This window comes from Nonomuraea terrae (genome assembly GCF_004348995.1).
GTDB lineage: Bacteria > Actinomycetota > Actinomycetes > Streptosporangiales > Streptosporangiaceae > Nonomuraea > Nonomuraea terrae.
Genome location: NZ_SMKQ01000067.1, coordinates 15,268 through 38,675 on the forward strand (window position 1 = coordinate 15,268; position 23,408 = coordinate 38,675).

Genomic DNA, 23,408 nt, shown 5'->3' on the forward strand with positions numbered 1-23,408 from the left:
TCGGCGCGGCCCCGTGGCCACGAAGAGCCGGATCAGCCGGCGAGGCGTCCGGGTGCACGGCATCGAGCTGTCGCCTGCGATGGTGGCGCAGTCGCGGACCAAGCCGGGTGCGGAGACCATCGGCGTGACCGTCGGGAGCGATTCGCGCGGTTCGCCGGAAATTTCCGCTTCGGGCGGCGCCTCGTCATGGGCTCCCGGCCGGCCTCAGCGGAAGTCGTCGGCGTGGTCGGCGGCCCACTGGGCAAAGGTGCGGCCGGTGCGGCCCGTCACCTTCTCGACGTCGGGTGAGATCGGCACCTCGGCGTCGTTCAGGTAGTCACCGAGCTGCAGGAACCACTCGATCACCTCGGGCGGGTAGGTGTCCTTCCACTCCTCGCGGGCCTGGGCGGGAGTCAGCTCGACGAAGCGGATCTCCCGCCCGGACGCCTCGCCGATGAGGCGCACCGCGTCGGCCCGTCGTACGGGCTCGGGGCCCGTCGGCCAGTAGGTGCGGCCGGCGTGGCCGTCCTCCAGGAGCGCGGTTGTCAGGACCGCGGCGATGTCCGCCTCGTGCACCATGGCGTTGGTCCAGCCGCCGAACGGCGCCCGCACCTCGCCCGCGGCCTTGATGGACGGCGCCCAGTCCAGGGTGTTGGCCATGAACTCGCCGGGGAACACGTGCGTCCACTCCAGGCCGGAGCCCTCGATGACGCGGTGCAGGGCGCGATGACCGGCCTCCATCGGGTCGTCGTCGGGGGCGCTCGGGTCGTTGTGGCCGAGATGGGTGATCCGCCGCACCCCGGCCCGCTCCGCCAGCTCGATGAGCCGCGCCCCGGCCGCGAGCGAGCCGTCGATGGCGACCAGGTGCATCCGTTCGACCCCGCGCAGTGCGGGGGTGAGGCTCGCGGGGTCGCCCAGGTCGCCCCGTACGAGCTCCGCCTCCGGCGGGAGCGCCGCGTTCTCGGGGAAGCGGGTCAGCGCCCGCACCTCCTGCCCCGCCTCCAGGAGTTGCCGGACGAGGCTGCGCCCGACCGTGCCCGTCGCTCCCGTGACCAGAATCGGCATCGTCGCTCCTCTGTTATTTCGGAGCCCTCATTCTTACTATTCACCTCACTTTCCAGCAAACGCGAACACCGCGTTCACGTTCCGCTCTGACCTGCGGAAACGTCGATATGAATGTCGCGGGAATGAGGAAATTGTCCGGCCGCCGAATGGGGCCGGCGTTCAGGCGGGTCTGCTTTGGGGTTCATCGGACCCGAGCGGAGGAGCTTGAGGAGCGCCACCGGAATACCGAACCCCTAGGGGTGAACCGGCCGGAACCAGGGGTCGTCCCCGATCCGCGGCGCTTCAGGCGTTGGGAAGATCGCCGGAGCGAAGGAACCGGCTCCGCCACCCGTGCCGGTCGCCTCGATGACAATGAATGAGAGCTCTTGCATGCGTTTGGTCCTCGCACTCTCGCTGGTGCTGACCTTGCCGATCCTCGGCCCGTTGGCGGTGCCCGCCTCCGCGGCCGCGCCCGGCCGCTTCGACCCCTCGAAGGTGGACACGTACGTCACCGGCTACCTTGACCGCCACGGCCTGCCGGGTGCAGCCGTCGCCGTGGTCCGGGACGGTGAGATCGTCCACGAGGCGGGGTACGGCCAGGACTCCGCCGGCGGCCGGCTCACCGAGCGCACCAGGCTGCGCATCGGGTCCGTCTCCAAGTCGTTCACGGCCTTCGCCGTGCTGCGACTCGTGGACGAGGGCCGGGTCGGGCTCGACACCCCCGTCAAGCGGTACCTGCCCGACTTCGCACTCAGCGAAGCCATCACCGTCCGTCACCTGCTGTCCCACACCTCGGGGCTGCCCAACCCCGTCATCGTCGGCCCGGCCCGGTCGCTGGAGGAAGCCGCGGACAGGATCGGGGACTGGAGCCTGTCCGCGAAGCCTGGAACCTCGTACGCCTACAGCAACGCCAACTACTGGCTGGCCGCACGCGTCGTCGAGAAGGTCAGCGGCCAGAACTTCAACGCCTACCTGGCCGATCACGTCTTCGCCCCGCTCGGCATGGACGACACCGTCAACACCACCACCACGCGTGATCCGGTCAGTGGGCTGGCCCAGGGGCACGTCACCGCCTACGGTGGGGCGCTCGCCACCCCCGAGGCGGAGGCGATGACCAGCGGATCCGGTGGGGTGGTGAGCACCGCCCACGACATGGCGGCGTGGCTCGCGACGCAGCAACGAGACGGTCTCGCCCCCGATGGCCGGCGCCTGCTCCCGGCCAAGCTGATCCGGGATTCCCAAACGCCGCAGCCCGGCGCGGAGCGGGCGGGACTGGGCTGGCGGCGCAGCGGCGCGGGGATCGAGCCCGAGCGGATTTCGCACAGCGGGGTGGTCTCCGGCTTCAACGCCCAGCAGGACCTGGTTCCCGGCAACGGCTACGGCGTGGTGGTGCTGTTGAACAGCTTCACCCCGTCCGTGGAGCATGCCCATGCCATCAGTTCCGGCATCGTCGACGTGGCCGAAGGGCGAGAGCCCGACCCCGGCGCGCCGGTGGCGACCCTGATCGACCTGGTCCTCGGCGCGATCACGGCGCTGGCTCTGACCCTGGGCGTCCTCGGCCTGCGGCGCGCACCGCGATGGGCCGCGCGGCGCGCCGACGGGCCCGCCTGGAGGTTCGCCGTGCGGCTCCTCCCGCAGCTCATCGCACCGGCCATAGCCGTGTTCGTGTTCCTCGTCGTTCCCACGATGCAGGGCAACAGCTTCACCTCCGCGGACGTGTTCCGGTTGTTCCCCGCCCTCACGACGCTGGTGACCGCCCTCGCGGTCGTCGGAACGGGCCTCACCGCCGCGCGGGTGACCGCGAGGATCCGCCCCACCGCGTCCGATACCGGCGGGAAGGCACTACGGTAGTCAGCCCCGAGACGCGGCGCTGCGAGGCCACCCGAGAGGACGGCTGACGATCACTTGCCGGTGGTACGGGAGGCGAGTCGCTTGGCGATGTCCTTCAGGGCGGTGAGGACCTTCTCCTCGGACAGGGCGGTGGTGCCGGAGTCGGGGCCCGCGGTCGTGGCCACGGTGGACAGGCCGCCGAACGTCACCTCCACGACCTGGCCCCCGACGCGGTAGACGATGCTCCCCTCGCGTCGGTTGACGATCTGGTCGCTCGTACTGAGCTGGGCGAACGCCTCCTCGCCGATCCCGGTCAGCGCGATCGGCCTGCTCTTCTCGGCCGGCTGCTCCTGGGGCACGCCGGCGGGCACGGCCGTGGCGTCCTTCTTCCGCTGCCGGAACTCGTGGCGTGCCGCCGCCACGCCCTCGTCCATGGTCGCGACGTTCACCCGCAGGTCGACCATGTCGTACGCGACCTCGCTCCGGCCACCGGGGTCGAAGGTGCTGCTCCAGCCGCACGACGCCCAGCGCTCGTCGGAGTACTCGGTGTTGCGGGCGCTGGTGCGCGCCTTGCCGACGTACTTCTGCACGATCTCCGCGGAGAGCGCCTCGCACACGTCCCGGCCCCTGGAGGCGGCGGTGATCCGGGTGACCTCGCCGTCGTCGCTCGGGGCTTCTCCCTTGAGCAGGGCGGCGGAGATCGCCTTCGCCGCCTCCTGCGCGGAGCTCATCACCTGCGACTCGGAGAGCTTCCGGTAGCCGGCGCCGAGGCCGGGCAGGGCGTCGTATCCGCCGTATCCGACGGTCACCAGGGCGCCGGAGAGCTGGAAGGTGATCTCGGCGTCCACGCTCTTCGTCGGTGAGTCCGTGCTCGTGGACGTGAACGCGTACGACGCCTCGCCGAGGCCGGGGACGCTCCGCGGCTCGCTGAACCTGAAGCCCTCCGGCGGGTCGGCCGGCATCGCCTGGGTGTTCTCCTGCCGGATGGCGTAGTGCTGCTTGGCGTCGAAATCGTCGCGGGCCTTCTCGTACGTGGTCAGGACGACTTCGAGGTCGCGTTTCTGCTCGACCTTGCCCTGTGGCTGCTCGCCCGACTCCCACTTACAGGTGCTCTCGGCGGACGACATCGTGGAGGTGTCGTCCGCGGGGTTCTCCTGGGCGTTGCGTACGAGCCGCTTGAGCAGGTCGGAGGGGAGGATCGCGCAGAGATCCTCGCCCTTGAACGAGGCCGGCTTGGCGACCGGCCGCTCGCTCTCCGGGGTCGTGTCTCCTGGTTGCTCGCCGCTGACGCTCTCCACGGTCTCGCCGCCGGAGGAGAGCAGGGCGTACGCGCCGACTCCACCGCCGCCGAGCAGGACGAGCGCGAGAACGCAGGCGATCACCATCCCCGGCTGAGGACCACGCCTCGGCCCACCCGCCGACCCATGCCTCCCACCAGGCCCAGGCCCGCCGGGCAGTCCTCCGGGGTGGCCGTCCTGTGCGGGGTGCGGGGCCGGGCCTGTCCACCCCGGCCCCGCGGGTCCGGGGATCGGCCGGCCAGGGGGCTGCTGCCCGCCGGGCGTCGGGTTGCCGAAACGGGGATCGGCGGAGCCGTCCGGTCGTGGGGGCGGGTATGACATGGCCGTCCACGGTACAGGCGTGGTTTGGTGTGAGATTGGCGTCCATGGAGGCGCGGGGCCGAGCCGGCGCCTCAGGCGGTCGAGTACCGGGTTGTCGGTGCGGCGTGGCATGCTGCGTGGCATGGCGGGAACCGATCCAGCACCTGTGACCTTGGTCGTCGGCGATGAGGAGCTGCTGGCCGAGCGGGCCGTGGGCGAGATCGTCGCGGCCGCGCGCGCGGCCGATCCCAGCGCCGAGATGCATGATCTGCTGGGTGGCAAGGTCACGACAGGTGAGCTGGCCCAGATGACCTCGCCGTCGCTCTTCGGCGACCGTTCCGTGGTGGTGATCCGGTCGGCGCACGACCTGCCGAAAGACGTCATCACCGAGATCGTGGCCTACGCCAAGCAGCCGTCCGACGACACCGTCCTCGTTCTGGCGCACCCCGGCGGCGTCAAGGGGAAGGCGCTGGTCGACGGTGTGAAGAAGGCCGGGGCCAAGGTGATCACGATCAGTAAGGTCACCAAGGCGGGGGAGCGGCTGGAGTTCGTCAAGGCGGAGTTCCGGCGGGCCGGGCGGAAGGTCTCGGGTGACGCGGCGCAGGCGCTGCTCGACGCCGTGGGCAACGACCTGCGCGATCTGGCGGCGGCGTGCAGTCAGCTGGCGTTCGACACCGAAGACAAGACGATCAGTGCCGCAGCCGTTGCCCGCTATCACAAGGGGCGGGCCGAGGTCACCGGGTTCAACGTCGCCGACTCCGCCGTCGAAGGGCGGCTGGCCGAGGCCCTGGAGCAGGTGCGATGGGCGCTCGGCACCGGTGTTTCCCCGGTCCTGCTGGTGAGCGCTCTGGCCAACGGGCTGCGTTCGCTGGCCAAGGTCGCGGGCGCGCCGCGTAACCTGCGCGGTCCGCAGCTGGCCGGACAACTCGGCATGCCCCCCTGGAAGGCGGATCGGGTGAAGCGGCAGCTGAACGGCTGGGGCCCGGAAGGGCTGTCGCGCGCGATCCAGGCCGTGGCGACCGCGGACGAGCAGGTCAAAGGCGGGGGAGCAGACCCCGCCTACGCCCTGGAGCACGCGATCCAGGTCATCGTGTCCAGCCGCACCGGCCGCTGACACCTCCGCTCGCCGCAGCGGTGGCGCAAAGCAAGATCACCCGGACCCGCGCCCGGCGTCCCGTGCGCTGGGGCCCGAAGCTTCACCAGGGCGGGCGTGAGCAGTGGGTCAGGCGCGGGTGGTTTCGTGGACGGCGCCGTCGGTGATCTCCAGGACGCGGTCCGCGAGGGTGATCAAGCTCGGATCGTGCGTGGCCACCAGCGCCGTGACGTCCTCACTCCGGACGAGTGCCCGCAGCAGCTCCATGATCTGCCGCCCCGTCTGCGAGTCGAGCTGCCCCGTGGGCTCGTCGGCCACCAGCAGCCGCGGCCGGTTGGCCAGCGACCGGGCGATCGCCACCCGCTGCCGCTGCCCTCCTGACAGCTCGTAGGGCCGCTGGTTGACGTGGCTCTCCAGCCCCACGAGCGCGAGCAGCATCCGTACGCGAGCCTCCCGCTCCGCCACCGGCATGCGCTTCAGCCGCATCGGCACGCCCACGTTCTCCGCCGCCGACAGCACGGGGATCAACCCGAACGACTGGAACACGAACCCCACCACGTCACGGCGCAGCGCGAGCAGCTCGTCCTCGGACATGGCGGTCACCTCGTGCCCGTCCACGACGACCCGCCCGGCGTCCGGCCGGTCCAGGCCGCCGATCTGGTTGAGCAGGGTGGTCTTGCCGGAGCCGGACCGCCCGCGGAGCGCGACCAGCTCGCCGGGGAAGATCGAGAACGACACGTCCCGCAGCGCGACGATCTCCTTGGGCCCGCTCCGGTAGACCTTGCGCAGCCCTTCGACCACGACCAGCGGTGTATCAGTCATCAGTGGACTCCTCCCGGGCCGGCCACACGCCGATGTGGTCGGATTCGAGTTCGAGGCGCACGCGCCGTTCCATGTCGAGGGCGTTCATGAAGTCACGCGGCAGCTGCAGCCGCCCCACCCGGTCGAGCACGGCGTACTCCTCGGCGATGATGCGGCCTTCCGCGTCCTCGCGCCGCAGCGTCTCGCTGCTGGTACGCCCGTCACGGATGCCCACCGTCCGGTCCACCTGCTCGGCCACCAGCGGGTCGTGGGTGACGATGACCACGGTGACGCCGAGCTCCCGGTTCGCGGTGCGCAGCGCGTCGAAGACCTGCTCCGAGGTCTCGCTGTCGAGCTCCCCGGTCGGTTCGTCGGCCAGGACGACCTGCGGGGAGTTGGCGAGGGCGACGGCGATGGCCACGCGCTGCTGCTGGCCGCCGGACATCTCGGGCGTCCTGCGGTCCGCGCAGGAGGCGACGCCGAGCAGCTCCAGCAGCTCGTCCGCACGCCGCCGCCGCGCCCGGCCACCGCCGGCCAGCTTCATCGGCAGCTCCACGTTCTCCCGCGCGGTGAGGTACGGCAACAAATTCCTGGCCGTCTGCTGCCAGATGAAGCCCACGATCGAACGCCGGTACCGCAACCGGTCGCGGGCGCTCATCGACAGCAGGTCCATGCCCGCCACCCTGGCCACCCCTGCGGTCGGCACGTCGAGCCCGGACAGCACGTTGAGCAGCGTCGACTTGCCCGAGCCGGACGCGCCGACGATGGCGACCAGCTCGCCTTTGTCGATCAACAGGTCCAGGCCCTGCAACGCGACGACCTCGACGCCCTCGGTCTTGTAGATGCGGACGAGGTTGTCGCACACGATGTGCGCGTCGCCGCCGAACGCGGCCTTCTTCCTGGTGGCCTTAGCTTCCAGGTCGGACAGGGTCGGGTTCATGTGAGGTCCCCCACTCGCAGGATGGCGCCGAGGCCGCGACGGCGGCTGACGACGGTGTGCGCGTACGCGCCGAGCACGGCCACCGCCGTGAGCCCGGCCGCCAGCGCGGTCGGCAGGAACAGATCGAGGGAGTAGTCGCCGACGGGCAGGTCGCCGGCGTAGGCGGACAGGTCGACGCCGGGCCCGAGCGCGGCCGGCAACACGAGGCCGAGGCCCAGCCCGACCAGCGCGGTCACCGCGATCATGGGCAGGATCTCCAGTACGGCCAGCCGCCGCGCCTGCCGGTCCGACAGCCCCAGCGTGCGCAGGAACGACACCGTCCTGGCCCGCTCGGCCGCCCCGACGACGAGCGAGAGCACGACGGCGGCCGGCGCGTACGCGGCCAGCGCGGCCGTCACCACGGTCAGCGTCCAGCGCACCGCGCTCGTCAGCGGATCGTCCCTGATGGCCGCCAGAGCCTGCTCCTGCGACTCGACGGTCGCCGACGGGACGATCGCCGCCAGATCGTCGAGCGCGGCGTTCCCCTTGATGAGCAGGGTGTTCACGGCCGGCCGCAGCTGGATGTCCAGCGGCACGACCAGGAACTTGCCCTTGGTGAAGAAACCGGGCACCGTCTCGACCACACCCCGCGTGGCCAGCTTGACGCGAGACTGCCAGCCGATCTCGAACGTGCCCCGCCCCCGCAGCTCCGGCGAGACGAGCGCGCCGTCGGACAGCGGGGGCAGGACGACCGGGGTGCCGTCGAGGATCTCACGCCATCCGGCCACGTCCACGGCGACGGCCTCGGCCCGCTCGCCGCCGAACCCGACCTGGACCTGACCCGTCTGCGCGAGCACCACCCGCTCGACTCCGGGCACCCGGCGGATCCGCTCGACCGCCTCAGCGGGGATCTCCATCTCCGACGTCACCCGGATCGGCGCTCCCACCTGCTGCCAGGACGCCAGCCGCTGCGTGCCCGCGATCCCGTCGGCGACCACGGCGGCGAACACCGACACCGCCAGCGCCGGCAGCAGGACCAGCACCGGCAGCACGCTCCCTGACCGCGCCCTCGCCGCCCCGGTCAGCCCGAGGAACGGCACCGCGGATCGCACCCGCGCGGCCAGCCGCACGAACAGCCGCAGCGGGTACGGGTAGCAGCGCAACGTGACGAGCGCCGCCGCGACCGTCAGCGCCACCGGCACCACCAGCAGGAACGGGTCCTGCTCACCGGACGTCGTCAGCCCGCGCGCCCGCAGCAGGTACGCCCCCGCCAGCGCCAGCACCACGACGAGCACCTCCAGCGTGATCCGCCGTGCGCCGGGCCGGGCCGCGACCACGTCGTCACGCCGCTCGTGCAGCGGCCGGCGATGCGTCAGAGCCGTGCGCGCGGCGCAGAAGGCGACGGCCACGACCACCACGACGAGGGGCCCGGCGTGCACGACCGGCAGCACGGGCCCCGGCACCAGGTACGACAGCGCGTACCCGGCCACCGCCGCGGGAGCCGTCGCGATCGCCGTCAGCGCCGCAGCCGTGCCTGCGACCTGCCGCAGCGACCCGCCGCGCGCCCGCGCCAGGGAGAGCGTGTGGTCCAGCCGGTCGGTCAGCAGCCGCACGGCCAGCACGATCACGCCGAGCCCGACCGCGAGCAGCCCGCCGAGCACGAGGTACATCACGGTCCGCGCGGTCGACAACGCCGCCAGGAAGTGGCTCAGCAGCTCCGTGAGCCCGCTCTCCAGGCGGTACGGGCCCGAGGCGCCCGTGGACTGCAGCGCAACCACGCGGCCGAACTCGCCGACCGCCGCCCGCAGCTCGGGCGCGGCCGCCGCCGTCGCCGCCGGCGGCTCCACCGGCAGGACCCACCGGTACGTCAGGTTGCGCCCCTCGCCGCTGAGCATGCCCAGCTCGACGTCGGAGATCAGCGCGGTGACGTGCTTCTCGGTCTCCGTCGCGCCGGGCGGCAGGATCTCGATGACGTGCGGGACGTCGGAGTTGTGCGACCAGTAGCGGTCGCCGGGGTCCTTCGCCTCGAAGGCGCCGACGATCTTCACGGCGGCGTAGTCGTACTCGCCGATCATCTTCGTCTCGCCCACGCGCATGTTCGTCTTGCGCAGCGCTTCGCGGGAGAGGCCTGCCTCGAACACGGGGACGGGCTCGCCCTTATACCGCATCCTGGACGGCGCTGCGGGGGCGCGGCCCTCGACCCAGGTCACCCGCCGGTCCGCGTCGGACAGCCAGCCCAGGTTGAGGTACGTCCGGCCGCCCGTGCCGGTGAGCGGCGTGAGCGTGGTCTTGGCGCTCATGTGGCTGGTGCCGGTGCCGGCGGGCTGGACCAGGGGATGCAGCGCGGCGGGCAGGATCTCCCGCCACAGGCGGTCGCGGGTGTCGAACGGGCCGCGTTCGCGCAGGTCCTCATCCGCGCCGCGCGACATCGTGGTCACCGTCAGGTCGGCCGTCACCGCGGGGGCCGTGCTCAGCGCGCGCCGCAGCGCCTCGTCGTACGACGCCTGCACCGCCCTGGGCAGGCCCGCGACCAGCACGCAGGCGCTGAGCGTCAGCACGGAGAGCACGGCCACCGTGCCCAGGTGCACGCGGGCGAGCAGCCCGATTCTCACTGTTCCTCCCGAAGGCCGTGCCCTTGACCGCGCAGGCTCCGCGCCAGCCCGGCGACGATCGCGAGCAGCACCCCGGCCACCAGCACGAGCATGGCGCAGGTGGCCGCCCACGGGATGTCCAGCCGCACGTCCGGGGTGGCGGCCGCCGCCTGGCCGGTCAGCACGACGTGCGGCACCACCAGCACCCCGACGACCGCCGCGAGCGCGGTGCCGGCCACCAGCGACAGCCCGATGACGAACGTCTGCTCCACGGCCAGCATCCCGAACACCTGCCGCGCGCTCACCCCGAGAGCCCGCAGGATCGCGAACTCGGCCGTCCGCTCCCGCGCCGCGACCACCGCGTTCACCAGGAATCCGAGCACCGCGAACACCAGCGCCGCCGCGAACCCCAGCATCAGCGCCCCCTGCAGCCCGCTCGCGAGCGGGTCGTCCATCAGGCGGGCGGCCAGCTCCCGCTGGTCGACGGCGCTGACGTCCCACTCGGGGTGCTTCTCGAGCGCGTTCGTCGCGGCGCTGCCGTCGTCGCTGTCGTCGCCGGTGGCGAGCCACCACTCCGTGGCGGGCCTGGGCAACTGCCCCGCGGCCAGCTCCGACGCCTGCAGCGTCTCCCAGTCGGCGAGTACGGCCGGCTGCCCCGCCGAGGTCGTCGGCATGGTCTCCACCACGCCCACGACCTTGACCGGCATGATCCGGCGGTCGATGCTGGCCCGTCCCTCCTGGCCGACACCGAGTTTGAGCGAGGCGGCCAGGTCGGCGGTGAGCACCACGGGCAGCGGCCCCGGCGTGGGCGACGGCGCGAAGGCGGCCGTGGCGGGCCGGTCGCCGTGCACGGTCATCGACAGTGCGGGCGGCGCGACCTCATGCCCGTCGGCGCTCAGCCCGGTGAGCCGCAGGGTGGCGGTGTCCTCGACGGTGCCCGCGACCAGCCCGCGCAACGCCACCGGATACGTGATCTTCCCCGTCCGTCCGGCGAGCGCCCGCAGGTCGACCTCCATCCGGTTCGCGCCCGGCCGGAGCACGCCGAGCGACACGTCGCGCCAGACGCCGAGCCCGTCGGAGAGCACCAGCCGCAGCGGCAGCTCGGCGTCCACCTCAGCCCGCAGGGTCAGCGTGGCGGGCCTTCCCGGCAGCTCCAGCCGGCCCGCCCGCGAGCCCGCCAGGCCCCGTGACAGCTCCGCGACCGGCCGCGCCGACAGGTCGGGACGCAGGTGGAACAGCTCGCCCAGCTTGCCCGCGTCGAGCGCGAGCAGCGTCGCGATCTCCCCGCTCACCTCGTTCTGCCCGCGGAAGGCGGGGGAGGCCGCCGTGACGCCCGGCAGCGCGGTGAACGCCGTGCCGCGCCCCAGCGCCCCCAGCGCAGGACCCTCCGACGGCCCGGTCAGCCGCAGGTCGGCGCCCGCCTGGTGGCGGGCCTGGTCGAGCTGCGAGGCCCGCCACGTGGACGCCGTGGCCATGGAGACGATGCCGATCGCGATGGCCATCGTCAGCAGCAGCGCCGGCCCGGCGTACGTCAGCGGCCGCCTGCTGACCTGCCAGGCCCCGAGCGCAGGGGCGAGCGCCGGCCGCCGTGCGGTCAGCCGCGCGGCCGCCTTGGAGATGCGCGGCACCAGCCGCAGGCCCAGCATGCCGCCGGTGAGCAGGGCGAGCGCGGGCCCGGAGATGATGAGCGGGTCGATGCCGAGCCCACCGGCCGCCGTCGCGGTCACGGGCGCGCCGTAGTGCTGGAGCTGCCAGATGGCGAGCCCGGCCACGACCAGCAGCGCCAGGTCGGCGCCCGCCCGTTCGACCAGCCCGCGCCCGCCGCCGCGCCCGCGCGCCGACTGCTCCTCCACGTACGTACGCCGCGCCCCCGCCAGCGCGGGCAGCGCCAGCAGCACGGCGGCGGCCACCGCCACCCCGGACGAGAGCAGGAACGAGCCCAGGTCGGCCGACGGCTCCAGCCGCACGCCGGAGGCCCTGATCCACGGCAGCGCGCTGACCAGCGCCAGCAGCGGCGGTCCCAGGAACGGCGCCGCGACCGCGCACGGCAGCGCCACCAGCAGCGCCTCCCCGCCCGCCAGCGCCGCCAGCCGCCCGGTGCCCGCGCCGCGCGATCGCAGCAGCGCCACCTCCATGCGGCGGTGGTCGGCCAGCAGGCGCGCGGTGAGCATCAGCGCGTACCCGGCCAGCAGCAGGAGCTGCAGCACCGGGATCAGCATGGTGGAACGCGCCACCAGCGAGGCGGTGTCGAGCTGGGCGAGCATCCGCGGCAGATCCCCCGCGGCCACGCACGGGCCGCAGCCGGCCGCCTTCAGCCGTTCGCCGATCCCGGCGATGCCGTCGGCGATCGGGCGCAGCTGCTCAGGGGTGACCTCGCGCAGGTCGGGCTCGACCGTCCAGGTGGCGTTGACGCTCGTCGCGAACCGGGCCACGAACGTCTCCCGCGCCACCATCAGCGGCCCGTACGTGGTGAACTCGCCGTGCTCGACACCTCGGCTGAGCAGTTGCTCGCCCGCCCAGCGATCACCGGAGGGGTCGTCGAGCTGGAACACGCCGGTGATGCGGACCCGGACCGGGCGCGGGTCGAGCCGGCCGCGCACGGTGAACTCCCGCCCCGCCTCGAACCCCGTCGCCGAGGCGGCCGGCAGCGAGATCGCCGCCTCGACCGGGCGCCGACCGGGACGCGGCCAGGCGCCGGAGATCAGGTCGGCGTGCCGGTCGAACCGGTCGTAGCTGCCGAACCTGAGCAGCTCAGGCCGCTGCCTGTCCTCCTGGCCAGGCATGACGTAGGAGTCGGAGCGGAAACTCGTGGTGATCGCGGGCGGCGGGGTGTAGGCCCGGGCGAACGCGTCGCGTACGGCCGCGTCGAAGCGGGGGAACGTCTCGGCCGTCACGGGCGCGCTGACGGTGGTCGCGGTCTGCCGGTACGAGGCCGTCTCCATCGTCCTGCGCACACCGGCGTCGGCGATGGAGGAGGCGTACATCGTCAGCGCCACCAGCGTGGTGGTGGCCAGCAGGATGGAGCCGAAGGCGGCCAAGAGCAGCAACGGTTCGCTGAACGCCCTTTTGACGACCAACGGCGCCCGCATGTGTCCCCTTTCCCCCGGTTCACTGCACTTTCGGGCACCTGTGAGTGGGGGAGCAAGGTGGCGGAGACAACGGTGACGCAGCCGAGACGCTGCGGCGATGCCGATGTGATATCAAAACCGTGACAAGTGGCGCTGAGATACAGAAAACGCCGCACTCATGAAAGAGTGCGGCGTCTGTGAAACCCGCCGACCGGTCACCCGGACCGGCGCCGACCCGGATCTACTTGGCGGCCAGCGACGCGGCCTGCCGAGCGATCGCGGACTTGCGGTTGGCGGCCTGGTTCTTGTGGATGACGCCCTTGCTGACGGCCTTGTCGAGCTGACGGGCCGCGACCCGCTGCAGCTCGACGGCCTGCGCGACGTCGCCCTGCTCGGCGGCCTCGCGGAACTTGCGGACGGCCGTCTTCAGAGACGACTTGACCGCCTTGTTGCGCAGACGAGCCTTCTCGTTCTGCTTGTTGCGCTTGATCTGGGACTTGATGTTCGCCACGAAGAAGCCTCGGTGAAAGTCTGGTGATGGATGGGGCGCGCGGGCTCGAGAGAGGGCGCGCCACACGCAGTTGAACAGATTACCAATAACCCAGACGGCTGCTCAAATCAACGGCCTGGGCGAATGGGTACTCAGGACAGTGTACGTCCCCCGGAGCCCGTGGTCACCCACCGTGTCGTGTACTCGCGCCAGTCCTCCTCGGTGGCGGCGAAGTCGACGTACAGGGCGAGGCCGAACCGCTCGCGGCGGCCGTGCTCCGACAGCGCCAGGCGTGCCCCCTCGGCGGCCATCGCCACGCTCTCGGCCGCGTCCGACCAGGTCACCCCGTGGTCGTGGTAGGCGGGCGCGCCGACGAGCAGCTGCTTGTCCTCGGGGACGAGGTCCAGGCCCAGCGCGGCCTGACGGGCGACGTGGCCGCCGTACAGGGACTGGGTCGGCAGGAAGGAGTCGTACGTCATGACGGCGACCTGGTCGACGCGGGCGACGACCTTGCTGAAGTAACCCCTGGACCAGTACTTGTCGTGGCTGAGGGCCGCGCGCGCCGCCAGTCGCATGCCGGCGTACGGCTCGATCTGGGGGACCGAGGTGGACAGCAGGGTCGTGTGCCGGCGGGTGCGTTCGAGCAGGTCGAGGAACTCCTCGTCGCCGTCGCCGATCGGCTCGAAGTTGTAGTGGATGCCGTCGTAGCCCTGCGCCATGACGGCGGCGACGCCGGCCAGGACGTTCGCGCGCGAGGCGGGGTCGTCGAGGTCGAGACCGTTCTTGACGGCCTGTCCGAGCCAGGCGGAGACGCGGACGTTGGGGAGGTGCTTATGCATCCATTGGACGAAATTTCGCGCATTGGGGTATTTGGCGGGGTCTAATCGTCCATCCCATTCGAAGGGGCCGGAATGGACGTACACGTCCTTGACGCCGGTGCCGCGCAGCCGTACGGCGAGCTCTTGCACGTCGCGCTCCGTGCGGCGGCCGTCCACCCACATGTGGCCCATCCACAAGGCGTCGTGGCCCGTGCTCATCGCCCAGGCGGCTGGGGCACCGGTAAACTGGAGGCGGAGCGCCGCGGCGAGGAGGCCGCCCAGCGCGACCACGGCGGCCAAGGCGAGCGCCAGCGCGCGCAGGCCGTGCCGGATGACGGTTCGGGCATTCACCCGGGCATGTCACCATGAAAGACTGCTTGACCTCAACCCTGTCGAAACGGACTTCGGTGCGCACTCAGCCTGGCCAGACCGACCCCGCGTTGATCCGCAACTTCTGCATCATCGCGCACATCGACCATGGCAAGTCGACCCTTGCCGACCGGATGCTCCAGATCACCGGCGTCGTGGACGACCGCGCCATGCGGGCCCAGTACCTCGACAGGATGGACATCGAGCGCGAACGCGGCATCACGATCAAGTCGCAGGCCGTCCGGCTGCCGTGGGACGGCCACGTCCTCAACATGATCGACACGCCCGGCCACGTCGACTTCACCTACGAGGTGTCACGGTCGCTGCAGGCGTGCGAGGGCGCCATCCTGCTGGTCGACGCAGCCCAGGGCATCGAGGCGCAGACGCTGGCCAACCTCTACCTGGCCATGAACGCCGACCTGCACATCATCCCCGTCCTCAACAAGATCGACCTGCCGGCGGCCCAGCCGGAGAAGTTCGCCGAGGAGCTGGCGGGGCTGATCGGCTGCGACCCGTCCGACGTGCTGAAGGTGTCGGGCAAGACCGGCGAGGGCGTGCGCGAGCTGCTCGACCACGTCGTCGCGACGGTGCCCGCCCCGGTGGGCGACGCCGACGCCGCCGCCCGGGCGCTGATCTTCGACTCCGTCTACGACACCTACCGCGGCGTGGTGACGTACGTCCGGGTGATCGACGGTCACCTGGGCAAGCGCGAGCGCATCCTCATGATGTCGACCAACGCCACCCACGAGACGCTGGAGATCGGCGTCATCTCACCCGAGCCGAAACCCGCCGCCCTTGGGCTCGGCGTGGGCGAGGTCGGCTATCTGATCACCGGCGTGAAAGACGTGCGCCAGTCGCGTGTCGGCGACACCGTCACCGCGGCGGCCAAGCCGGCCGGCGACATGCTGGCCGGTTACGAGCACCCGAAGCCGATGGTGTTCTCGGGCCTGTATCCGATCGACGGCGACGAATACCCCGAGCTGCGCGAGGCGCTCGACAAGCTGCAGCTCAACGACGCGGCGCTGGTCTACGAGCCGGAGACCTCGGCCGCGCTCGGCTTCGGCTTCCGCGTCGGCTTCCTCGGGCTGCTGCACATGGAGATCGTGCGCGAGCGGCTGGAGCGGGAGTTCGGCCTGTCGCTGATCTCCACGGCGCCCAACGTGATCTACCGCGTGGTCATGGAGGACGGCAAGGAGCTCACGGTCACCAATCCGTCGGAGTTCCCGACGGGCGGCAAGATCGCGCAGGTCTTCGAGCCCGTCACCAAGTCCACGATCCTGGCGCCGTCCGAGTTCATCGGGGCGATCATGGAGATCTGCCAGGGGCGGCGCGGCCAGCTCCTCGGCATGGACTACCTGTCGGAAGACCGCGTCGAGATCCGCTACACGCTGCCGCTCGGCGAGATCATCTTCGACTTCTTCGACCAGCTCAAGTCGCGCACCCGCGGCTACGCCTCGCTCGACTACGAGCCGGCCGGCGAGCTGGAGTCGGAGCTGGTCAAGGTCGACATCCTGCTGCAGGGCGAGCCGGTCGACGCCTTCAGCGCCATCGTCCACAAGGACAAGGCCTACGCGTACGGCGTCGACATGGCGAAGAAGCTGCGTGAGCTGATCCCGCGGCAGCAGTTCGAGGTGCCGATCCAGGCGGCCATCGGGGCCCGGGTGATCGCGCGCGAGAACATCCGCGCCATCCGCAAGGACGTCCTGGCCAAGTGCTACGGCGGCGACATCTCCCGTAAGCGCAAACTGCTGGAGAAGCAGAAGGAAGGCAAGAAGCGGATGAAAATGGTCGGCCGGGTCGAGGTGCCGCAGGAGGCCTTCGTCGCCGCGCTGTCCACCGACTCCAACGCCGACAAGTCCAAGAAGTAGATTCGCCCGCTGCACGACTAATCTGAAAAGCATGGAAGTGGTGCATACGGCGCGCATGGTTCTATCCAGGGTCACGATGGACGATTTGGACGCCGTCCACGAAATCCACTCCGACCCGCTGACCAGCGTGTACCACCCCGGCGGCCCGGTGACCGACAGGGAGTCGAGCCGGGCCATGCTCGACCTGTGGCTGGCCGACTGGTCCCAGCGCGGCATCGGCTACTGGGCGGCCCGCCTGAAGGACCAGGACGAGGTGATCGGCTTCGGCGGGCTGCGCCAGGCGATGGTGGACGGCGACGAGGTGCTCAACCTGTACTACCGGTTCCGCCCGTCGGCCTGGGGCCACGGGTACGCGGTCGAGCTCGCTCGCGCCGCCCTGCGCGTCGGCAAGGCCCTCGGGCCCGTCGTGGCGGTGATCCGCGACGTCAACGAGCCGTCCCACCGGGTGGCCGAACGCGTGGGCATGCGCAGAGACCGCACGATCCCGTACGGCGGCGTGCCGAGCGACGTCTACGTCGCCTAGCCCTTCGCGGCACGCGCTCGCCACAGGTAGCCCAGCAGCACCGCCACGCCCGTCACCCCCTGGGCCAGCAGGTACGGCCCCAGGTCGGCGGACGGCGACGTCAGCGCGGTCAGAGCGGGCAGGCAGCCCAGCGCCGCCAGGTCTGCTCCGGCGACCGCCCAGAGCAGCACCCCGGTCGGGACCGCGCCCGCACCGGTCTCGATCACCGGCAGGGAGTGGTCGATCGGCCGCCGCCTGGCCATCCGCAATGCCCCCGCGGCCAGCGCCGGCGCCATCAGCGGCCCGAACACCCACCACATCACCGCGCCGCCGTCCGGGACGTTCAGGGCGAGGGCGGCGGCGGCCCAGGCGCCGCTCAGCAGGGCGGGCAGCGCCGCGCGGGCGGCGAGTCCGGGGCGCAACCCCACCCCCATCAACCGGGCCAGCGCCGGGTTGTCGGCGTCGCGGCGGGCCCCGGACACCGCCGTGGCCGCCACCGCCAGCGCCCCGCCCAGCACCGCGAAGCCGAAAGCCGCGGGGGAAGCACCCGCCTGCACCAGCACCGCCGGCAGCGGGGCCGCCGCCGCGATGACCGCCAGCCGTCCCGGCCTGCGGGCCACCCGCACCCACTCCGTCCACGCGAGGGCCGGCGGCGCGGGCGGCTTCGGCCAGCGACGGGAGACGAGTGTCCTGGAGCGCCAGTGGGTGTCCTCGGCGATCCACGTGAACACGCTCGGGTCCAGCCCCACGGTCGCGTCCGCGACGTGGCCGGCCCGGGTGGAGGCGGTCACGAGGTCGCGCGACGGGATCCGGTCGAGCGACATCCATGCCCGCCCGGCCAGCATCGCGGAGACCGCGACGGCCCCGGCGACGGCGGCGGCGACCGCGGTCAGGGGAGCGCCGGCGGCGACGGCGAGCACCGTCCGCAGTTGCCCGCTCACGGCCACCACGGCCACCACGAGCAGCGCGGCCACCGTCGCCGCCAGCCAGAACTGCCACGTCTGCGACGATTGCCCGAGCACGGCCAGCGCCATCCCGCCGACGGTCGCCGACACGCCGAGGACCAGAGCGCCGAGCACCCGCCACACGAGCTGGTCCGGCGCGCCCAGCACCGCCAGCAGCGCCACCCCCAGCAGCAGTCCCGCCACGAGCGCGACCAGGCCGAGCATCCGTGCGGTGCGGCTCAGCAGGCTCCGCCGGTGCAACGGCGTGAGCAGCAGCCAGGAGGCGTCGGCCGGGGCCACGAAGAGCGGTCCCGCCATGCGGGCGGCCGCCAGGAAACCGGCCACCGCGACCGCCAGCAGCGCCGCCCCTGCCCCCACGCGCGCGGGATCGACCGGCGCGGCCAGCCCGGCGAGCACGCCGGACACCGGCTGACCGGCCACGGCGACGATCATGGCGATCCCGAACACGGCGACGTAGCGGTCGGCCAGGCCGGCGGATCCGCGCCTGCGCGAGCGCAGATACGTCCTTACCTCCTGCACGCGGTTCATGCGGCCACCCCCGTCGGCGAGACCCGGCGGGCGCGCTCGGCCAGGCCGGGGTCGTGGGTGGCCATGAGGACGGTTCCGCCCTCATGCGCGTACTCCTCCAGCAGATCGCCCAGGCGGGCGCGGAAGGCGGCGTCGAGGCCGCGTTCCGGCTCGTCGAGCAGCAGCAGCGTGCTGGGCCTGAGCAGCGTCGCGGCCAGCGAAAGGCGCTGGCGCTGGCCGGTGGACAGGTTGAGCGGCACCGCGTCGGCCCGCTCCACCAGCGCGAACTCCTCCAGCGCGGCGTCCACCGTCATCCGGGCTTCGGCGTGCACGGCGCCCACGAGTTCGAGGTGTTCGCGCGTGGTGAGCGCGGGATACCAGGCCGGCTCCTCGAACAGCAGCCCCACCCGGCCCCAGAATCCGGCGTCGTCGGCCGGCGGCTCCCCGAACACCAGGACCTGCCCGTCCGTGGCGGGCTGGAGGCCGGCGACGCAGCGCAGCAGGGTCGATTTGCCCGAGCCGTTCGGGCCGACGATCGCCACGATCTCACCGGGCGACACGTGCAGTTCCATGCCCCGGAGTACGGGGTTGCCTCCGAGATCGACCGTGAGGCCGTCGAGGTCGATGATCGCGTCGTACACCGTTCGAGCGTATCCAGCGGGATCGCCCGCCGCGCGGGTCTCATCTTCGGTGCGTCAGTCGCGCGGCCCTTGCCGCGGGGGAGTTCGTGGCGCGCGTCCTCCCCGGCGCGGCGCACGGGACCTCGGCGCGCACGCGGATCCCCGGCGGCGTAAGGGATTCCGGCGCGATTCTGTCGGTGCCGTCGTCTACCTTCTCTTATCGAACGCCTGTGCGACTGGAGGGTGACGTGATTGCTTCTGAGCGCTTCGAGCGCGCCGCGGTGCTGGGGGTGGCAGTGGCGGAGGAGGCCAGACGGTTGCTCCGGCTCCACCTGGCCGAGGGCGAGGCCGGCGACGACGGCACGGTCATGGTCGACGTTCCCTACCCCGACGCGGCCGTGGTGACGGCGCTGCTCGACGTGGCGGCCGACTGCTTCGGCGAGCGGGGCGCCTCGGTCGAGGAGACCCGGCAGGCGGCGCTGGAGACGTTGTTACAGCTCGCCGGGTTCGACGAGGAGTCGCAGCTCAACTCGGGCGCGCCAGGCCATGACGGTAGGCGTACGTGACGGCCTGGGCCCGGCCCCTCAGGTGGGCCTTGGCGAAGAGGTTGTTGATGTGCGTCTTGACGGTGGCCTCCGTGACATGGAGGCGGCCGGCGATCTCGGCGTTCGACAGGCCGTCCGCGATGAGGGCCAGCACCTCGCCCTCGCGCGGGGTCAGCCCGTCGGGCAGGTCCGCGCCGCGTGCCGCCGGGGCGGGCCTCACCCGTGTGGGCGCCATGCTGTCCAACAGGCGCCGCTGCACGGACGGGTCGAGCTGGGCGTCGCCGCGCACGACGGTGGCGACGGCCCGGGCGATGTCGTCGGCGTCGGCGTCCTTGGTGAGGAAACCGCGCGCGCCCGCCCGCAGCGCGGCGAAGACGGAGTCGTCGTCGGAATACGTGGTCAGCACCACGACCTGGGTCTCCGGGTACGCGGCGCGGATGCGGCCGGTGGCCTCGACGCCGTCCATGCGCGGCATGCGCAGGTCCATGAGCACCACGTCCGGTCGTTCTTCCTCGACCAGCCGCAGTGCCGCCTCGCCGTCACCCGCCGAGCCGACCACCTCGATGCCCGGCAACAGCCCGAGCAACAACACCAGCCCTTCCCGCACCACGGCCTGGTCATCGACCACAACGACTCTGGTCACGCGCCACCTCCTGGGGTCCGGGCAGCCGATGCTCGGCGGGCTGATGTTCGGCCCGCTGGTGTCCGTCGGGCCAGGCCATGCACCTGGCGGACCTCCGCCATCCGCCCCGCCCCGTGGGGCCGGCTCCATGGGCTGCGACAGACGGCACACCATCCGCCGCGCGTCGGGCTCTTGCGTCGGCCGTCCCGAGCCTGCGCCCGTGGGGGCGCGGCGCCGGCGTCACGCCGGGACTCGCAGGTGTACGAGGAAGGAGCCGTCCTGTACGCCGGCCGTCAGGGTGCCGCCGAGCAGTTCGGCGCGTTCGCGCATGCCCATCAGGCCGTGGCCGCCGCCCGGGGAGCTCTCGCCGTCCGAGAACGGGTTCGTGACGCGCAGGTCGCACCACGACCGATCGCACGACAGCTCGACCGTGGCCGGGCGGCCGGGGGCGTGGCGGCGTACGTTCGTGAGCGCTTCCTGGGCGGTGCGGATGAGGGTGAGCTCGGTCTCCGGCGCGAGCCTTCGCTCCAGCCCGCGGACGCGCAGCGCACACTCCTGCTGCGTGGCGCTCTCGAACTCCCCGGTCAGCGCGCGCAACGCCTCGGGCAGCGGGCGAGGGCTCTCGCGCAGCGCCGACACCGCCCGCCTGGCCTCGTCGAGCCCCGACTTGGCCAGATCGCGGGCGCGGGTCACCCGGTCGAGGGCCTCGGCCGTACGCTCCGCACGGAGCAGCAGCTTGGCGCCCTCCAGGTGGACGAGCTGGGCCGAGAGCGAGTGGGCGAGGATGTCGTGGAGCTCCCTGGCGATCCTGGCTCGCTCGGCGAGCACCGCCTCACGTGCCTCGGCCGCCCTGGCGGCCTTGCGCTGCCTGGCCGCGTACGCGATCAGGAAGATCATGCAGACGCTGAGCATGGCGGTGAGGTCCTGGGTGGGGAAGCCGGCGAGGACGCCGACCACGAGCAGTCCCCCGACGGCCAGGATCCCGACCGGCATCGACTGGCGCAGGGGGAAGCGGGTCGCCACGAGGGTGACGCAGAACAGCAGGGCCCCGACCGCCGCACCGTCCCGGCTGATGGCGAAGAGGATGTCGGAGAGAATCACCGCCAGCCCAAGCGCCACCAGCGTGAGCGGCACACCGAACACCGACGCCTTGGCCGCGCTCTTCGAGAGCCCCGCTGCGAGACGCGACGCCCTCGCCGTACGTGGCGAGGGCTCAGGCGCAGCCTGCGACGTGTCCGCCCCACCCCGAGAGAGCTCCGGTACGGGGTGAGACGTCGCCGCGCCTCGCCAGACCTCTGCCGCAGCCCGCGACGGGTCCTTCGTGTCCTGCGAGGGCTCGCGATGCGAGCCCCTGAGGGGCTCTGGCGCGTGCTCTGGCGCGTGCTCTGGCGTGAGGAGCGACGTGCCGTCCGTGGGCTGCGGGGGCCCGGTCGGATGCGAGCCTTCGAGGAGTTCTGGCGCGAGGTCGGGCGCGGGGGTCGCGGTGCCCTGGGATGGTCTGCGGAGGTCCCGCAGCGGCAGCCGGAACGCGATGGCGAGGAGAGTGACGGCGAGCGCTCCGGTGACGACCGCGACGCCCAGGCCCGGGCCGGTCAGACCAGGTGCGGGGGCGGACCGCACCTGGGCGATGATCAGCAGTGCGACCGCCCCGCCCCGCAGCACGAACGGGACGATCCTGGCAAGCGCGCGAATCACCTCTCGACGGTATCCGGTCGCCCGTCCATGGAGATGAGGGCCCGTCCGCGACGGGCGACGAGGTACGCCTGGACGCCGATGGTGAGGCCGACGAACAACAGGATGCCGCCCGCGGACGGGGCCAGGCCGAGCCACTGCCCGGCGGCGTACAGGCCGAGGCGGACCGCGATCGAGGCCACCCACGCCACCAGGGTCCAGCCCGTGCCCCTCGCCCAGGCGACGCCCGAGTCGTCCAGCCACACGCGTGCGGTTGCCGCGCGCCACACACCGAGCGCCACGGCGCCGAAGGCTTCGACGGCGAACAGGGCCAGGCTCAGCGCGGGGTGCACCGGGTCGAGGAGCCCGCCCATGACGACGCCGGCGACGATCATGGCCCCGGCGGTGCAGAGCACGCCGAGCCTGCCCGCGGGGCGGGTCCTGAACTGGCGGTAGATGACGAACGCGACGGCGAGGAGGACAAGGAGGGAGATTTCTGTCGTTTGCACGGCAACGACGCTAGAGACGCGAGGGCCGCACCGGATCGGCCCGCGGGTTGAGAGCACGAATCTCCACCCTGGGGTGGAGGCCGGAAACGGGTCGCCCGGGGAGACGGCCATCGGTTAGCGTCCAGGCATGCGAATTTTGTCGGTGAACGTCGGAAAATCGTTCGAGGCTGATTGGGCGGGAAAGCTCGGGCGTACGGCGATCGACAAGCGGCCGGTCACGCATCGGGTCGAGGTGACGGGCCACGGGCTGGCCGGGGACGAGCGCGCCGACAAGAAGCACCACGGCTCACCTGACCACGCCGTCTACTCCTACGCCAGGGAGGACTACGACTGGTGGGCGTCCGAGCTGGGCAGGCCGTTGCGCGCGGGCCAGTTCGGCGAGAACCTCACCACGTCCGGCGTCGACCTCGACGGCGCCCTGCTCGGCGAACGCTGGCGGGTGGGCACGGCCCTGCTGGAGGTGACCGGCCCCCGGATCCCGTGCGTGGTGTTCCGCAACTGGATGGACGAGCCCGGCTGGCTCAAACGCTTCACGGCGGCGGGCCGCACGGGTGCCTACCTACGCGTGGTCGAGCCCGGACTTCTCGGCCAGGGGGACGAGGTGGAAATCGTCTTCCGCCCGGAGCTTGGCGCGACCGTGACGGACGCGTTCCGAGCCCGCCACGGCGACAAGAACGCCATGCAGCGCATCCTCACCATCCCGGACCACGACCCCAAGTGGGACGCCCTCGCCGCCCGCACCCTCACCTGAACGGCCCAAGCCCCGATCGGACACCGAACAGCGGTGTCCTCACCACCCTTCCATGCCGACAAGCGGGATGAGCCTGCCGAACGCGCCCGCCCGAGGTAGCCGAACGGTTGACCAGGCACGGTGAAACCTGGCCGCCACGCGTCCGCCAACGGCGACGGCGCACGGACGGCACCGCAATGGGTGGGTGGAGGTAAGGCGTGCGCTGCCGGTGCGGGTGGGGGAGCGCGATGGCACGTACCGCCCCGCCC

Annotated in this window: 19 protein-coding genes; 6 read left to right on the top strand and 13 right to left on the bottom strand. The window is 72.2% G+C overall.

The genetic code is table 11. The features are described 5' to 3' along the window. Positions 1-204: 204 nt before the first annotated feature. Complete coding sequence (locus tag E1286_RS21965) at positions 205-1,044, bottom strand: NAD(P)H-binding protein (protein WP_132615314.1); 840 nt, start codon at positions 1,042-1,044, stop codon at positions 205-207. 369 nt (positions 1,045-1,413) lie between these two features. Here E1286_RS21965 and E1286_RS21970 point away from each other — a divergent pair, with 369 nt between their 5' ends. Next, entirely contained in the window at positions 1,414-2,874 is a 1,461-nt protein-coding gene (locus tag E1286_RS21970) for a serine hydrolase domain-containing protein (RefSeq protein ID WP_132615315.1), read from the top strand. 50 nt (positions 2,875-2,924) lie between these two features. Here the strand turns inward: E1286_RS21970 and E1286_RS21975 are convergent, their stop codons facing one another. After that, a complete protein-coding gene (locus E1286_RS21975; RefSeq protein WP_132615316.1) occupies positions 2,925-4,235 on the bottom strand; it encodes a hypothetical protein in 1,311 nt (436 codons plus the stop codon). Between the two features lie 346 nt (positions 4,236-4,581). Between E1286_RS21975 and holA the strand changes: the two genes are divergently transcribed. Further along, on the top strand, positions 4,582-5,565 hold the full coding sequence (gene holA, locus E1286_RS21980; protein WP_187368197.1) for a DNA polymerase III subunit delta: 984 nt from the start codon (positions 4,582-4,584) through the stop codon (positions 5,563-5,565). Between the two features lie 108 nt (positions 5,566-5,673). Here holA and E1286_RS21985 read toward each other — a convergent pair whose 3' ends face one another. The 6 genes from E1286_RS21985 to E1286_RS22010 form a co-directional block, all read right to left on the bottom strand. Beyond that, the gene (locus E1286_RS21985) at positions 5,674-6,366 is read right to left on the bottom strand and encodes an ABC transporter ATP-binding protein (RefSeq protein WP_165969843.1); all 693 of its coding nucleotides are present in this window, start codon (positions 6,364-6,366) and stop codon (positions 5,674-5,676) included. Then, positions 6,359-7,285, bottom strand: a complete 927-nt coding sequence (locus E1286_RS21990) for an ABC transporter ATP-binding protein (RefSeq protein WP_132615318.1) — start codon at positions 7,283-7,285, stop codon at positions 6,359-6,361. The genes E1286_RS21985 and E1286_RS21990 overlap by 8 nt, the downstream gene beginning before the upstream one ends. After that, positions 7,282-9,876, bottom strand: coding sequence for an FtsX-like permease family protein (locus E1286_RS21995; protein ID WP_132615319.1), 2,595 nt, complete (start codon positions 9,874-9,876; stop codon positions 7,282-7,284). The genes E1286_RS21990 and E1286_RS21995 overlap by 4 nt, the downstream gene beginning before the upstream one ends. Beyond that, a complete protein-coding gene (locus E1286_RS22000) occupies positions 9,873-12,944 on the bottom strand; it encodes an ABC transporter permease (protein WP_132615320.1) in 3,072 nt (1,023 codons plus the stop codon). Before E1286_RS22000 ends, E1286_RS21995 begins: the two co-directional genes overlap by 4 nt. Positions 12,945-13,164: 220 nt before the next feature. Next, positions 13,165-13,434, bottom strand: a complete 270-nt coding sequence (rpsT, locus tag E1286_RS22005; RefSeq protein WP_132615321.1) for a 30S ribosomal protein S20 — start codon at positions 13,432-13,434, stop codon at positions 13,165-13,167. 131 nt (positions 13,435-13,565) lie between these two features. After that, the gene (locus tag E1286_RS22010) at positions 13,566-14,582 is read right to left on the bottom strand and encodes a glycoside hydrolase family 18 protein (RefSeq protein WP_132615322.1); all 1,017 of its coding nucleotides are present in this window, start codon (positions 14,580-14,582) and stop codon (positions 13,566-13,568) included. 14 nt (positions 14,583-14,596) lie between these two features. Here E1286_RS22010 and lepA point away from each other — a divergent pair, with 14 nt between their 5' ends. Together lepA and E1286_RS22020 are read left to right on the top strand one after the other, a co-directional pair. Further along, positions 14,597-16,468: a translation elongation factor 4 gene (gene lepA / locus E1286_RS22015; protein ID WP_223190233.1), complete on the top strand. Its 1,872-nt coding sequence runs from the start codon at positions 14,597-14,599 to the stop codon at positions 16,466-16,468. A gap of 55 nt (positions 16,469-16,523) precedes the next feature. Beyond that, on the top strand, positions 16,524-16,991 hold the full coding sequence (locus tag E1286_RS22020; RefSeq protein ID WP_132615337.1) for a GNAT family N-acetyltransferase: 468 nt from the start codon (positions 16,524-16,526) through the stop codon (positions 16,989-16,991). Here the strand turns inward: E1286_RS22020 and E1286_RS22025 are convergent. Together E1286_RS22025 and ccmA are read right to left on the bottom strand one after the other, a co-directional pair. Further along, entirely contained in the window at positions 16,988-18,463 is a 1,476-nt protein-coding gene (locus tag E1286_RS22025) for a DUF6297 family protein (protein ID WP_132615324.1), read from the bottom strand. The two genes, E1286_RS22020 and E1286_RS22025, sit on opposite strands and share 4 nt — an antisense overlap. Next, on the bottom strand, positions 18,460-19,083 hold the full coding sequence (ccmA, locus tag E1286_RS22030; protein ID WP_132615325.1) for a heme ABC exporter ATP-binding protein CcmA: 624 nt from the start codon (positions 19,081-19,083) through the stop codon (positions 18,460-18,462). Before ccmA ends, E1286_RS22025 begins: the two co-directional genes overlap by 4 nt. Before the next feature lie 227 nt (positions 19,084-19,310). Between ccmA and E1286_RS22035 the strand changes: the two genes are divergently transcribed. Then, the gene (locus E1286_RS22035; RefSeq protein WP_132615326.1) at positions 19,311-19,628 is read left to right on the top strand and encodes a hypothetical protein; all 318 of its coding nucleotides are present in this window, start codon (positions 19,311-19,313) and stop codon (positions 19,626-19,628) included. Here E1286_RS22035 and E1286_RS22040 read toward each other — a convergent pair. From E1286_RS22040 to E1286_RS22050, 3 genes are all read right to left on the bottom strand, one after another. Next, positions 19,588-20,250: a response regulator gene (locus E1286_RS22040; protein ID WP_246075036.1), complete on the bottom strand. Its 663-nt coding sequence runs from the start codon at positions 20,248-20,250 to the stop codon at positions 19,588-19,590. The two genes, E1286_RS22035 and E1286_RS22040, sit on opposite strands and share 41 nt — an antisense overlap. A gap of 219 nt (positions 20,251-20,469) precedes the next feature. After that, complete coding sequence (locus tag E1286_RS22045) at positions 20,470-21,924, bottom strand: sensor histidine kinase (protein WP_132615328.1); 1,455 nt, start codon at positions 21,922-21,924, stop codon at positions 20,470-20,472. After that, positions 21,921-22,409, bottom strand: a complete 489-nt coding sequence (locus tag E1286_RS22050; RefSeq protein WP_132615329.1) for a hypothetical protein — start codon at positions 22,407-22,409, stop codon at positions 21,921-21,923. The genes E1286_RS22045 and E1286_RS22050 overlap by 4 nt, the downstream gene beginning before the upstream one ends. 127 nt (positions 22,410-22,536) lie before the next feature. On the opposite strand from E1286_RS22050, the gene E1286_RS22055 reads away from it, so the two are divergent. Next, entirely contained in the window at positions 22,537-23,160 is a 624-nt protein-coding gene (locus E1286_RS22055; RefSeq protein WP_132615330.1) for an MOSC domain-containing protein, read from the top strand. The last annotated feature ends 248 nt before the right edge of the window (positions 23,161-23,408 follow it).

Bases quoted from the DNA above. Each gene is read 5' to 3' on its own strand.
- E1286_RS22025 (WP_132615324.1), bottom strand. From the start codon at position 18,463: ATGAACCGCGTGCAGGAGGTAAGGACGTATCTGCGCTCGCGCAGGCGC.
- E1286_RS21990 (WP_132615318.1), bottom strand. From the start codon at position 7,285: ATGAACCCGACCCTGTCCGACCTGGAAGCTAAGGCCACCAGGAAGAAG.
- E1286_RS22055 (WP_132615330.1), top strand. From the start codon at position 22,537: ATGCGAATTTTGTCGGTGAACGTCGGAAAATCGTTCGAGGCTGATTGG.
- E1286_RS21965 (WP_132615314.1), bottom strand. From the start codon at position 1,044: ATGCCGATTCTGGTCACGGGAGCGACGGGCACGGTCGGGCGCAGCCTC.
- E1286_RS22020 (WP_132615337.1), top strand. From the start codon at position 16,524: ATGGTTCTATCCAGGGTCACGATGGACGATTTGGACGCCGTCCACGAA.
- E1286_RS21985 (WP_165969843.1), bottom strand. From the start codon at position 6,366: ATGACTGATACACCGCTGGTCGTGGTCGAAGGGCTGCGCAAGGTCTAC.
- lepA (WP_223190233.1), top strand. From the start codon at position 14,597: ATGAAAGACTGCTTGACCTCAACCCTGTCGAAACGGACTTCGGTGCGC.
- E1286_RS21970 (WP_132615315.1), top strand. From the start codon at position 1,414: ATGCGTTTGGTCCTCGCACTCTCGCTGGTGCTGACCTTGCCGATCCTC.
- E1286_RS22000 (WP_132615320.1), bottom strand. From the start codon at position 12,944: ATGCGGGCGCCGTTGGTCGTCAAAAGGGCGTTCAGCGAACCGTTGCTG.
- holA (WP_187368197.1), top strand. From the start codon at position 4,582: ATGCTGCGTGGCATGGCGGGAACCGATCCAGCACCTGTGACCTTGGTC.